Source organism: Uniformispora flossi, from assembly GCF_049534875.1.
Classification (GTDB): domain Bacteria; phylum Actinomycetota; class Actinomycetes; order Streptomycetales; family Streptomycetaceae; genus Yinghuangia; species Yinghuangia aomiensis.
Genome location: NZ_JBMULZ010000008.1, coordinates 331,763 through 343,565, shown reverse-complemented (window position 1 = coordinate 343,565; position 11,803 = coordinate 331,763). Strand labels below are relative to the sequence as shown.

Annotated in this window: 11 protein-coding genes; 5 read left to right on the top strand and 6 right to left on the bottom strand. The window is 71.9% G+C overall.

Features of this window, described 5'->3' with window-relative positions; translation table 11 throughout:
* Positions 1-335: 335 nt before the first annotated feature.
* The 5 genes from ACPA54_RS20520 to fabG all read right to left on the bottom strand — a co-directional run bounded on the left by ACPA54_RS20520 (position 336) and on the right by fabG (position 5,370).
* The gene (locus ACPA54_RS20520; protein ID WP_423531790.1) at positions 336-851 is read right to left on the bottom strand and encodes a SixA phosphatase family protein; all 516 of its coding nucleotides are present in this window, start codon (positions 849-851) and stop codon (positions 336-338) included.
* A gap of 128 nt (positions 852-979) precedes the next feature.
* Complete coding sequence (locus ACPA54_RS20515; RefSeq protein WP_423531788.1) at positions 980-3,277, bottom strand: MMPL family transporter; 2,298 nt, start codon at positions 3,275-3,277, stop codon at positions 980-982.
* 197 nt (positions 3,278-3,474) lie between these two features.
* Complete coding sequence (locus ACPA54_RS20510; RefSeq protein ID WP_423531786.1) at positions 3,475-3,783, bottom strand: hypothetical protein; 309 nt, start codon at positions 3,781-3,783, stop codon at positions 3,475-3,477.
* 105 nt (positions 3,784-3,888) lie between these two features.
* Entirely contained in the window at positions 3,889-4,662 is a 774-nt protein-coding gene (gene fabI / locus ACPA54_RS20505) for an enoyl-ACP reductase FabI (RefSeq protein ID WP_345674327.1), read from the bottom strand.
* A gap of 3 nt (positions 4,663-4,665) precedes the next feature.
* Positions 4,666-5,370, bottom strand: coding sequence for a 3-oxoacyl-[acyl-carrier-protein] reductase (fabG, locus tag ACPA54_RS20500; RefSeq protein WP_423531783.1), 705 nt, complete (start codon positions 5,368-5,370; stop codon positions 4,666-4,668).
* A gap of 310 nt (positions 5,371-5,680) precedes the next feature.
* Between fabG and ACPA54_RS20495 the strand changes: the two genes are divergently transcribed.
* The 5 genes from ACPA54_RS20495 (at position 5,681) to ACPA54_RS20475 (ending at position 10,645) form a co-directional block, all read left to right on the top strand.
* Complete coding sequence (locus ACPA54_RS20495) at positions 5,681-7,198, top strand: TldD/PmbA family protein (RefSeq protein ID WP_423531781.1); 1,518 nt, start codon at positions 5,681-5,683, stop codon at positions 7,196-7,198.
* Entirely contained in the window at positions 7,195-8,598 is a 1,404-nt protein-coding gene (locus ACPA54_RS20490; RefSeq protein ID WP_423531779.1) for a metallopeptidase TldD-related protein, read from the top strand. The genes ACPA54_RS20495 and ACPA54_RS20490 overlap by 4 nt, the downstream gene beginning before the upstream one ends.
* A gap of 96 nt (positions 8,599-8,694) precedes the next feature.
* The gene (locus tag ACPA54_RS20485; protein WP_423531813.1) at positions 8,695-9,243 is read left to right on the top strand and encodes an RNA 2'-phosphotransferase; all 549 of its coding nucleotides are present in this window, start codon (positions 8,695-8,697) and stop codon (positions 9,241-9,243) included.
* Between the two features lie 221 nt (positions 9,244-9,464).
* Positions 9,465-10,058 (top strand): DUF3099 domain-containing protein, encoded by a 594-nt coding sequence (locus ACPA54_RS20480; protein ID WP_423531777.1) that lies wholly within the window; start codon positions 9,465-9,467, stop codon positions 10,056-10,058.
* A gap of 317 nt (positions 10,059-10,375) precedes the next feature.
* Positions 10,376-10,645, top strand: coding sequence for a hypothetical protein (locus ACPA54_RS20475; RefSeq protein ID WP_423531775.1), 270 nt, complete (start codon positions 10,376-10,378; stop codon positions 10,643-10,645).
* 113 nt (positions 10,646-10,758) lie between these two features.
* Here the strand turns inward: ACPA54_RS20475 and moaA are convergent, their stop codons facing one another.
* A complete protein-coding gene (gene moaA / locus ACPA54_RS20470; RefSeq protein WP_423531773.1) occupies positions 10,759-11,775 on the bottom strand; it encodes a GTP 3',8-cyclase MoaA in 1,017 nt (338 codons plus the stop codon).
* Positions 11,776-11,803: the final 28 nt, after the last annotated feature.

Sequence of the window (11,803 nt, the reverse complement as noted above, 5' to 3'; positions counted from 1 at the left end):
GCCGAGCCCGCTCGGCCGACCGGCGGCGGCGCGCAGTGCCCCACCCCGTCAATCGCCCCGCTGCCTCGGCCCGACACCGCCCCGGGCAGCCCGCGGCAGACGCGCCCGGCCACACGAGGCGGTCGCCCCCGACGCGGCCGTCAGCGCCCTTCCACGTCCCGGAGGCCCTGCCACCACGCGCGGATGCCGCAATCGCCGTCGGCGGGGCCCGCCGAGTCCGGCGCCCGACGCACACGGCGCCCGGGTGCCACGACCTGCACCACCCCCCACCCACGCACAAGGCCGCCCGCGGCACTCCGCGGGCGGCCTTGTGGATGCCTTGTCTCAGGCCGATGTCACGCCCGAGGCGTCGCGAACGCCGCCAAGTGCGCGCTCTTCTCGTTCAGTTCCGACCAGGGGCCGTCGAAGCGCAGGATCGCCGTGCCCGACGTCGCGTACTTCTCCCGGGCCCGCTCCAGCGCGTCGCCGTCCGCCGTGCCCGCGAGCAGCGCGACCAGCGCCGCGACGCCCGGGTTGTGGGCGACCATCACCAGGGTGTCGACGTCGTCCGGGGTCTCCTGGGCGACGTACAGCAGGGCCTGCGTGGTCGCGTCGTAGAGGCGGTCGTCGTACGAGGTATGCGGGCGGGGGTCGAACACCTTCCCCATGAGCTTCCACGTCTCCCGGGTGCGTGCCGCGGTGGAGCATACGACGCGGTCGGGGTGGATGCGGTTGCCGACCAGCCAATTGCCGATTTCGGGGGCGTCGGCGCGGCCGCGGTCGGCGAGGGGGCGGTCATGGTCGGGTCCGTCGGGCCAATCCGCCTTCGCGTGCCTGATGACCACGAGTGTGCGCTGTCGCTGCGATGCCATGGGGTCAGCCTCTCAGAATTCGGCACGGATGCACCTCGGGTCCCGGCCGTCGTCGGCCGGGACCCGAGGTGTTGTGACGTGCGCTTGGCGTTGTGTTCGACAGCCTCTACGGGGCGCTCGGAAGGCGGTCAGCCGACCGGCGGGCGCGGGATCCACTGGTTGGTGGAGACGTCTTCCGGCTCGTACGGTGCCGCGTGGCGCCCGGCCAGGACCGGCTCGCGCCGCGGCTGCTCCGGGGCGTCGTCGTCGGCGCCGGCGCCGTGGTCCATCGTCGGCAGCCAGCCGAGCCACTTGGGCAGGTACCAGTTGCGCTCGCTCAGCATGCCCATGACCGCGGGGAGCAGGATGGCGCGGATGATCGTGGCGTCCAGGAGGACGGCGACCGCAAGGCCGACACCCATCTGCTTCATCTGCTGCATGGACAGGGTGCCGAAGACCCCGAACACCGCGACCATGATGACCGCCGCGCTGGTGACGACGCCCGCGGTGCTGCGCACGCCGTAGGCGACGGCGTCATTGGTGTTCATGCCGCGGTCGTAGGCCTCGCGGATCCGGGACACGACGAACACGTGGTAGTCCATCGAGAGGCCGAACAGCACCACGAAGAGGAACAGCGGCAGCCACGAGGTGATCGCGCCCGGTGCGTCGGTGCCGACGAGGAAGTCGCCGTAGCCGTGCTGGAAGACCAGCGTGAGCACGCCGTAGGCGGCGCCGACCGAGAGCAGGTTGAGCACGATCGCGGTGAGGGCGATCGTCAGCGACCGGAAGGAGGTCAGCATCAGCAGGAAGGCGAACAGGAGCACGAACCCGAAGGCGATGGGCGTGGTCTTGCCGAGCTGGTGGTTGAAGTCCTCGGTGCGCGCGGTCTCGCCGGTGACGGGGGCGTCGAGGCCCTTGACCTTGCCGAACGTCTCGGGGATGACGGAGTCGCGGAGCTTCTTGAGCGACTCGACCTCCTTGGAGGTGTCGGCGAACGGCACCGAGATGCTCATGACGTCGGTCTTGCCGGGGTAGGTGCGGACCTCGATCTTCTCGGTCGAGACGCCGTCGGCGACGGCCTTCTTCTTGAAGGCGTCGAGGGCGCCCTGCACGTCGGCGGCGTTGATGTCCTTGGCCTTGACCACGACTTCGGCCGGGGCGGGGCCGCCGGGGAACTTCTCGTTGACGTGCTTGTAGGTCTGGACGATCGAGACGTCCTTGGGCAGTTCCTTGTCCAGCGGCAGCATCGACAGCTTCATGCCGGCGGCGGGGATGGCGAGGGCGACCAGGACGCCGCCCGCGGCGACCGTCCACACGAGCGGGCGGCGCAGCACGGTGCGCAGGATGGCGCCCCAGAAGCGGCCGCCGTCGGCGGAGGGGCGGCGCATGCGGGCGAGGCCGGGGATCTTGCCCGCGTCGACCTTGTCGCCGAGCATCGACAGCAGGGCCGGCAGGACGGTGACGGAGCCGATCATGGCGGTCAGGACGACCAGGATGGTGCCGAGGGCCATGGACTGGAACTGGCCGAGGCCGGTGAACATCATGCCCGCCATCGCGACCATGACGGTGACGCCGGAGATGAGGACCGAGCGGCCGGAGGTGGCGGCGGCGATCTCCAGGGCGCGCTCGGGGTCGCGGCCCTTGGCGCGCTCTTCGCGTTCGCGGCGGATGTAGAAGAGGCAGTAGTCGACGCCGACCGCGAGGCCGATGAGCAGCATCACGGACATCGTGGTGTCGCTGGTGGGGACGATGCGGGTGGCGAGGGCGAGCAGGCCGCCGGCGGCGATGAACGCGGTGAGGGCGAGGGCGACGGGCAGGAGGGCCGCGACGACGGCGCCGAAGGCGATCAGGAGGATGCCGAGGGCGAGCGGGACGGCGGTCCACTCGGCGGTCTTGAAGTCGTTGCCGATGGTGTCGTCGAACCACTTCTGCGAGCTGGCGTCGCCGAGTTGCTCGACGGTCAGGTCGGGGTGTGCGGCCTTGGCGGCCTTCACCGCGTCGAGGACGGGGTCGAGGTGGTCGACCGCGTCGTCGTTCTTGCCCTTGAAGTCGAACTGGACGAGCACGGAGTGTCCGTCGGACGACTTGGCGCCTTGCACGCCGGCGTCGTAGGGCGTGCGGACGTTCTCGACGACGTCGGTGGCGGCGACCTTGGCCGCGATGTCCTGGACGGCGGAGCGGAAGGCCGGGTCGTCGGCGTTCGTCCGCGCGGAGGTCACGAGCAGCATCTCGCTCGCGGGGTCTTCGACTCCGGCGTCTTCGATGATCTTCTGCGCGCGGCCGGCTTCACCGGGGGTCATGTCCCCGTCGGACAGCTGCTTCGAGCCGGCCATGCTGCTGACGGCCACGGAGAGGACCACGAACAACAGCCAGGCGAAAACTGCCGTCTTGCGGTGCCGTGCGCTCCAACCGCCCATCGAGGCGGCGAGGTTGCGCCTGCGTGCCATGGGTTCCCACTCCTTGTCGCGTGTGCGTACGCGGTGGAACCGCCCCGAGTCGGGGGTTCCCGTGATGTCGCTACGACGCTATGAGGGAGAGGTACTTCGGCCCCATCCGGCGGACTGCCGTCTTGCGGGGGGTGCGGGCGCCCGGCACGGGGGTGGGGTTACCCCCACCCCTGTCCGACCGGTTGGTTGTCACGGGTTCAGCTGAGCACGGTCGCGACGACCGCGATGATCCCGAACACCACGAGCATGGCGCCGAGGATCGCGAGCATGGCGCGGCTCGCCGGCTTGTCGGGGTCCGGCGGGGCGAGGACCGGCGTGAAGCCTTCTTCTTCGCCGCGGGCGGCGTAGGCGGCGGCCTGGACGGCGGCGCGGGCGCGCGCCGCTTCGCGGTCGGCGGCGCGGGCCTGGTCCTCGCGGGCCTTGCGGGCGGCGACGGCGCGGGCGTACCGGTCCTTGGCGGACTCCTGGGGCGGTTCGCCGCCGAGCGTGGAAGGTGTAGCAGGCATGGATCGAGTCTCGCACGCAGCCGGACCCGGAATGCGCCGGGGCCGGACCGCGCGCTGCGGTCCGGCCCCGGGGTGGTGCGGGGTGGTGCGGGGTGCTGCGGTGGATCAGGCGCCCATGGCGTGCAGGCCGCCGTCGACGTGCACGATCTCGCCGGTGGTCTTGGGGAACCAGTCGGAGAGCAGCCCGACGACGCCGCGCGCGGCCGGCTCGGGGTCGTTGAGGTCCCAGCCGAGCGGCGCCTTCTCGTTCCACACGCCTTCGAAGGCGTCGAAGCCGGGGATCGAGCGGGCGGCCATGGTCTTGACCGGGCCGGCCGAGACCAGGTTGACGCGCACGTTCTGGTCGCCGAGGTACTTGGCGAGGTAGCGCGAGGTGGACTCGAGGGCGGCCTTGGCGACGCCCATCCAGTCGTAGCCCGGCCAGGCGACCTGCGCGTCGAAGTCAAGGCCGACGACGGACAGCGAGCCGTCCTTCGGCTTGAGCGGCAAGGTCGCCATGGTGAGCGCCTTGAGCGAGTAGGCGGACACCTGCACGGCGGTGGAGACGTCCTCGTAGTTCGTGTTGAGGAAGTTCCCGCCGAGCGCGTCCTGCGGGCCGAACGCGATCGAGTGCACGACGCCGTCGATGCCGTCGACGTGCTGGCGCACGTTCTCGGCCAGCGCGTCGAGGTGCTCGGTGTTGGTCACGTCGAGTTCGATGACCGGGGCGGGCTTGGGAAGCCGCCCTGCGATGCGGTTGACCAGCGAGAGCCGGCCGAAGCCGGTGAGGACGACCTCGGCGCCTTCCTCCTGCGCGAGCCGCGCCACGTGGAAGGCGATCGAGGCGTCGGTCAGGACGCCGGTGACGAGAATGCGCTTGCCGACCAGAAGGTCACCCATGCGTCAGTGCCCCATTCCAAGTCCGCCGTCCACGGGAATGACGGCGCCGGTGATGTACGACGCGGCGTCCGAGGCGAGGAAGCGGACCACGGCCGCGACCTCCTCGGTGCTCGCGTAACGGCCCAGCGGAACCTCGGCCAGAATCTGCGCCTTGCGTTCCTCGCCGAGCACGTCGGTCATGGCGGTGTCCACGAAGCCGGGCGCCACGACGTTGGTGGTGATGTTGCGCGACCCCAGCTCGCGGGCGAGCGACCGGGCGAACCCGACGAGCCCGGCCTTGGACGCGGCGTAGTTGGCCTGCCCGGGCGAGCCGAGGAGCCCGACGACCGACGAGATCAGCACGATGCGGCCCTTGCGGGCGCGCAGCATGCCCTTGCTGGCGCGCTTGACGACCCGGAACGTGCCGGTCAGGTTCGTGTCGATGACGCTGGTGAAGTCGTCCTCGCTCATGCGCAGCAGGAGCGTGTCCTTGGTGATGCCGGCGTTGGCGACGAGCACCTCGACGGCACCCTGGTGCGCCTCGACTTCTTTGAACGCCTGCTCGACCTGCTCGGGGTCGGTGACGTCGCAGCGGACGCCGAACAGCCCGTCGGGTGCCTCTCCCGAGCGGGAGGTGACCGCGACCTTGTCGCCTTCGGCGGCGAACGCCTGCGCGATGGCGAGGCCGATGCCCCGGTTGCCTCCGGTGACCAGTACGGACCGGCTCAACGGCTCACTCCTTATGTATGGACAGGACCTGCTTGGGAGAGGTTGCGACGACCGTATCGGTCTACCGCGCGGTACGCGGAATCGCCCCGCGACAAGGTCCGGTGCCGCGGAGCTGTGGGATTTCGCCAACCGCAGCGCCGTTCGGGGGCAGCTTCCGACCGCCGCCGATCGAATGCGCGTGCGATCGGCGGCGACCCGCCGGGAAACTCCCCCGTCGGGCGGCCGTCCGCGTGATTGACTGCCGACTGCGCGTTCCGCGCGTGCCCGGCACGCCGGCGACAGACACGACGACAGACAGGTGGGTGGAGCCGTGCCGCACCCGATCGATCCGGCCTTCCAGGCGTATCCCCTGCGCCTGCTGGCGGACGCCGCCCTCGGGCGGGCCCGCGAACTGGGGGTTTCCCACGCGGACTTCCGCTTCGAGCGGGTCCGCGACTCGTTCCTGCGGCTGCGGGACGGCCGCACGGAGGCGTCGATCGATCGGACCGACGTCGGTTTCGCGGTCCGCGTCGTGCACGACGGCGCCTGGGGGTTCGCCGCGGGCGTCGACCTCACGGTGGACGCGGCGGTGCGGGTCGCGGAGGAAGCGGTCGCGGTGGCGCGGGTGTCCCGGTCGATCGCGGAGGCGTCCGGGGTCGGGGACCGCGTCGAGATGGCGCCGGAGCCGGTCTACCCGGACGCCGCGTGGGTGTCGGCGTACGACGTGAACCCGTTCGACGTGCCGGAGCCGGACCGGGTCGGGCTGCTCGCGCAGTGGAGCCGCGACCTGCTGGCCGCGGACGGTGTGGACCACGTCGACGCGATGCTGCTGGCCGTCCAGGAGAACAAGTTCTACACGGACACCGCGGGCACCACGACGACACAGCAGCGGGTGCGGATCAACCCGGACATCACGGTGATCGCGGTCGGCGAGGGCGGCTACGAGTCGATGCGGACGCTCGCGCCGCCGGCCGGCCGCGGCTGGGAGTACCTGACCGGCACCGGCTGGGACTGGGAGAGCGAACTCGCCGAGCTGCCCTCGCTGCTGGCCGAGCGGGTCGCCGCGCCGTCGGTGGAAGCCGGGTCGTACGACCTGGTGATCGACCCGAGCAACCTGTGGCTGACCATCCACGAGTCGATCGGGCACGCGACAGAACTGGACCGCGCGCTCGGCTACGAGGCGGCCTACGCGGGCACCTCGTTCGCGACCTTCGACAAGCTGGGCACGCTGCAGTACGGCTCGCCGATCATGCATGTCACGGGCGACCGCACCGCCGAGCACGGCCTGGCCACCATCGGCTACGACGACGAGGGCGTGGCCACCCAGTCGTGGGACCTGGTCAAGGACGGTGTCCTGGCCGGCTACCAGCTCGACCGGAACATGGCCCGCATGCAGGGCTTCGGGCGGTCCAACGGCTGCGCGTTCGCCGACTCCTCCGCGCACGTGCCGGTGCAGCGGATGGCCAACGTGTCGCTGCAACCGGCCGCCGAGGAGCGGTCGACGGCCGAGCTGATCGGCGGGGTCGAGCGGGGCCTGTACGTGGTCGGCGACAAGTCGTGGTCGATCGACATGCAGCGCTACAACTTCCAGTTCACCGGGCAGCGCGCCTACCGGATCGAGAACGGGCGCTTGGCGGGCCAGGTGAAGGACTTCGCGTACCAGGCGACGACCACCGACTTCTGGGGGTCGATGGAGGCCGTCGGCGGGCCGTCGACGTACGTCCTGGGCGGCGCGTTCAACTGCGGCAAGGCGCAGCCCGGCCAGGTCGCGGCGGTGAGCCACGGCTGCCCGTCGGCGCTGTTCCGCGGGGTGCGGATCCTCAACACGGTGCAGGAGGCGGGGCGATGAGCGAATCGACGACGGTGGCCAAGCCCGGCGAGCTGGTGGAGCGTGCGCTCGAACTGTCCCGTGCGGACGGCTGCGTGGTGATCGCCGAGGAGACGTCGACGGCGAACCTGCGCTGGGCGGGCAACGCGCTGACCACGAACGGGCTGTCGCAGGGCCGCAGCGTGTCGGTCGTCGCCACGGTGGACGGTGCCGAGGGCGTCGCGTCGGGTGTCGTGTCCCGGAGCGGCGTGACCGCCGGGCAGTTGGAGGAGCTGGTGCGGGCCGCCGAGCAGGCGGCGCGCGACGCGGGGCCCGCGGAGGACGCCAATCCGCTGCTGTCCGGGAGCGCGTTCGCGGCGGGGTTCGACGAGGCCCCGGCGCGTACCTCGATCGAGGTGTTCCGCGACTTCGCCCCGGCGCTGGGCGAGGCGTTCGCCCGTGCCGCGGCCGGCGACCGCAAGCTGTACGGCTTCGCCCAGCACGAGGTCACCTCCACCTACGTGGGCACGAGCGCGGGTCTGCGGGCCCGGCACGACCAGCCGACCGGCACGTTCGAGCTGAACGCGAAGTCCGCGGACATGGCGCGGTCCGCATGGTCGGGCGCGGCCACGCGGGACTTCGCCGACGTCGACGTGGCGGCCGCGGAAGCCGACCTGGAGCAGCGCATCGCGTGGGCGGCGCGGCGCGTCGACCTGCCCGCCGGGCGGTACGAGACCGTCCTACCGCCGAGTGCGGTCGCCGACCTGATGATCTACCTGTACTGGTCGTCGGGTGCCCGCGACGCGTTCGAGGGCCGCAGCGTCTTCAGCCGGCCGGGCGGCGGCACGCGGGTGGGCGACAAGCTCGCGGCGCTGCCGCTGTCGCTGCGCAGCGACCCGGCCTACCCGGGCCTGGAGTGCGCCCCGTTCTCCACCACGGTGGCGTCCGGCGACGGCACGTCGGTCTTCGACAACGGCCTGGGGCTGGGTTCGACGGCGTGGCTGAACGACGGCGTGCTGGCCGCACTGCCCGCGAACCGGTACACGGCGAAGCTGGCCGGGCTGCCGGTGGCGCCCGAGATCGACAACCTGGTGCTGGAAAATCCGGGCGCGGACCGGTCGCTCGCGGATATGGTCGCGTCGACCAAGCGCGGTCTGCTGCTGACGTGCCTGTGGTACATCCGCGAGGTGGATCCGCAGACGCTGCTGCTGACCGGCCTGACGCGCGACGGCGTGTACCTCGTGGAGGACGGCGAGGTCGTGGGCGCGGTGAACAACTACCGCTTCAACGAATCACCGGTGGACCTGCTGGGCCGGGTGGCCGAGGCGGGCGCCACGGAACGCACCATGCCGCGCGAGCAGGGGGACTACTTCTCGCGGGCGGCGATGCCGCCGCTGCGGGTGCCGGACTTCAACATGAGTTCGGTGAGCCAGGCGTCCTAGCCGCTCCCCCGCGCGTCCGGTAAACAGACATCCCCACATCGGAGGCCTACGCCGAGGAGGCGAATGGAGACGAACATCGACCCGAGGGATCCCGCGATGGATCCGAAGCGCATGGTGAAGGTGTCGAAGTACCTGTCACGGGCACTGCGCCATCAGCCGGAGCGCATCGGGATCACCTTGGACGAGTCCGGCTGGGTGCCCGTCGACGACCTGCTGGCGGCGTGCCGGTCCCGCGGTTTCGCGGTGACGCGGGTCGAGCTGGACCTGGTCGTGGCGCAGAATGACAAGAAGCGGTTCGCGTTCTCCGAGGACGGGATGCGGATCCGGGCGAGTCAGGGGCACACCGTGGACATCGACCTGGGCCTTGCGCCTGCCGAACCCCCGTCGGAGCTGTACCACGGCACGGTGGGCCGGGTCATCGACGCCATCCTCACCGAGGGCCTGCGGCCGATGAACCGCAACGACGTCCACCTGTCGCCGGACGTGGAGACCGCGCGCCGGGTCGGCGCCCGCCGCGGACGCCCGGTGGTGCTGGTGGTGGACGCGGCCCGCATGCACGCCGACGGGCACCTGTTCCGCGTGTCGGACAACGGCGTGTGGCTGGTCACCGCCGTCCCGCCGGAGTACCTGCGCCGCCAGGGCTGACCCGAGCCCGCCCGGCTCGCCCGGACTCGCCCGGGCCGTTCCGCGGTCCGCGCGGCGCCGGTGCGGTGCGGAATCGATTCGTCCCGACATGCCCGCGACATCGCACGCGCCCCGGTCTCGTTCGCGGGGGATACGCGGCGTACCGTGGAGGCGGCGGCCACGACGGGTCGGGCCGCCCCGGGAGGCGGCAGGTGGGCAGGGTGCAGGTCAATCGGGTGCACATGAATCACGAGCGGGGCGGCAAAGCCTCCGTGTACCGCATCAGCGGCGCCCGCAAGGGCCTGACCGAGGACGTGCGGACCCGCCAACGCCGCTACGTCATCTCGATGTCCGTGCGCACCGTGTGCTTCCTGCTGGCGGTGGTGTTCACCGGGCCGCTGCGCTGGGCGATGCTGGCGGGCGCGCTGTTGCTGCCGTACGTCGCCGTGGTGATCGCGAACGCCGGCCGGGAGCCGAACGCGGATCCGCCGCCCGCCCTCAGCGTGCCGCCGCAGCCGCACAAGGCGATCGAGGCGCCGCCGGAGGCGGTGCTGACGAGCGCGGAACGCCACGACATCCGCGTGGTCCCCGACGATGCGTGGATCGTGACGGACGACCCGGCCTACACCTCGCACGAGGCTCCTCCGGCGACCTCGTCCGGGGCCGGTGCGGCCGCGGGGCCGCCGGCCGACACGCGGCTCGGCGGACAGGTCTGGCGGAGCCCCGGCGAGGGTGTCTTCGCGGCGTCGGCGGACGGCCGGGTGGCCGCGCCGGGCGAGGCCCCGGAGACCGCCTCCCCCGCACCTGACGGACCGTCAGAAAGTAACCGTGAGTAAGTTGTTCGAGTAAACCGCCGACCGTCATCCGGGGGTCGGGAACGGGTGCCGAATTCGCCCGACACGCGTTCGCGTATGGGGCTTCACGTCGGCCGTGGACGTGCCATACTTCAAAACGTGCTCCGTATCCCCCGTCGGAGCGACCGACGCGATGCCGGGCGGCTCCCCCCGTGGCTGCCCGGCATCGCCCGTTTTCGGAGCCGGTGACCGGCCCGCTTCCCGCACCGCCCGAGCCCCGCGATCATCACCCTGCGCAGCGGGACCGGGACTTCCGCCCCGACGCCGGGCACGGCCCGCCCGATTGCGATACTGGGGTCATGCTTCCCTTCGGGCCCGCGGACGACGGGCCGACCCGGCCGATCTGCTCGGCGAAGGCGTGCCGTGCGGACGCCCGCTGGGTGCTGGTGTGGAACAACCCCAAGGTGCACACGCCGGACCGCCGCAAGACGTGGCTGGCCTGCGACGAACACCGCGAGTCGCTGGGACAGTTCCTGGCGGTGCGCGGGTTCCTCAAGGACACGGTGGACCTCGCCGCGTGGACGGCCGCGGAGGCCGGCGACCCGGATGAGGGTCGCTCGTCCGGGTGATTCCGGTGCTGCTCGCCGGGCGCGGGCGCCCGGGTCTGCATCGCCCTTTCGGGTGACGCCTGTTCGAACAGCTGCCGGAGCTCCCCGGCGCGCCGGATCATCTCCGGGCCCGGTTATCCGCCGATCGCCGACATCGGCCGGGCCGGCTGGAGGAATGTCGGGTCGTCGATGCCCGCTCCCGCCTTCTTGGTCGCCATCGCGGCGCGCCACCGGTCGGCGATCTCGTCGTCGGACGCGCCGCCGCGCAGCGCGGTGCGCAGGTCCGATTCCTCGCGGGCGAAGAGGCAGTTGCGGATCTGGCCGTCGGCGGTGAGCCGGGTGCGGTCGCAGGCGCCGCAGAACGGCCGGGTGACGGTGCCGATGACGCCGACGCTGCCGGGGCCGCCGTCGACGAGCCAGCGTTCGGCGGGGGCGCTGCCGCGCGCCTCGTCGCCTTCCGGGGTGAGCCGGAAGGCCGCGGACAGCGCGGCCAGGATCTCGTCGGCGGTGACCATCAGCGAGCGGTCCCAGCCGTGTTGCGCGTCGAGCGGCATCTGCTCGATGAACCGGAGTTCGTAGCCGCGCTCCAGGCACCAGGACAGCAGTGCGGGCGCTTCGTCGTCGTTGACGCCGCGCATCAGGACGGCGTTGACCTTGACCGGGGTGAGCCCGGCGTCCGCGGCGGCCGCCATGCCGTCCAGCACGTCCCGGAGCCGGTCGCGGCGGGTGAGTTCCTTGAACCGCGCGGGGTCGAGGGTGTCCAGGGAGACGTTGACGCGGTCGAGGCCGGCGGCCTTGAGCGGCGCGGCCAGCTTGGTGAGCGCCAGGCCGTTGGTGGTCACGGACATCTTGGGGCGCGGTTCGAGTGCGGCGACGCGTTCCACGATGCCGACGAATCCGCGGCGCAGCAGCGGCTCGCCGCCGGTGAACCGGACTTCGGTGACGCCGAGCTGCCGCACGGCGATGCGGACGAGCCGGACGATCTCGTCGTCGGTGAGCAGCTCCGGCTTGGGCAGCCAGTCGAGGCCTTCCGCGGGCATGCAGTACGTGCAGCGCAGGTTGCACCGGTCGGTGAGCGACACGCGCAGGTCGGTGGCCGTGCGCCCGTACGCGTCGACGAGCCCGCCCCCGGTCTGGGCCTGGACACTCATCGCGGCGCCTCCTCACCCCCCGGCGCGG

What these genes read in the sequence shown, in the direction of transcription:
- ACPA54_RS20480 (WP_423531777.1), top strand. Translation starts at nt 9,465, where the DNA reads ATGAATCACGAGCGGGGCGGCAAAGCCTCCGTGTACCGCATCAGCGGC.
- moaA (WP_423531773.1), bottom strand. Translation starts at nt 11,775, where the DNA reads ATGAGTGTCCAGGCCCAGACCGGGGGCGGGCTCGTCGACGCGTACGGG.
- ACPA54_RS20490 (WP_423531779.1), top strand. Translation starts at nt 7,195, where the DNA reads ATGAGCGAATCGACGACGGTGGCCAAGCCCGGCGAGCTGGTGGAGCGT.
- ACPA54_RS20485 (WP_423531813.1), top strand. Translation starts at nt 8,695, where the DNA reads ATGGATCCGAAGCGCATGGTGAAGGTGTCGAAGTACCTGTCACGGGCA.
- fabI (WP_345674327.1), bottom strand. Translation starts at nt 4,662, where the DNA reads ATGGGTGACCTTCTGGTCGGCAAGCGCATTCTCGTCACCGGCGTCCTG.
- ACPA54_RS20515 (WP_423531788.1), bottom strand. Translation starts at nt 3,277, where the DNA reads ATGGCACGCAGGCGCAACCTCGCCGCCTCGATGGGCGGTTGGAGCGCA.
- ACPA54_RS20520 (WP_423531790.1), bottom strand. Translation starts at nt 851, where the DNA reads ATGGCATCGCAGCGACAGCGCACACTCGTGGTCATCAGGCACGCGAAG.
- ACPA54_RS20510 (WP_423531786.1), bottom strand. Translation starts at nt 3,783, where the DNA reads ATGCCTGCTACACCTTCCACGCTCGGCGGCGAACCGCCCCAGGAGTCC.
- ACPA54_RS20475 (WP_423531775.1), top strand. Translation starts at nt 10,376, where the DNA reads ATGCTTCCCTTCGGGCCCGCGGACGACGGGCCGACCCGGCCGATCTGC.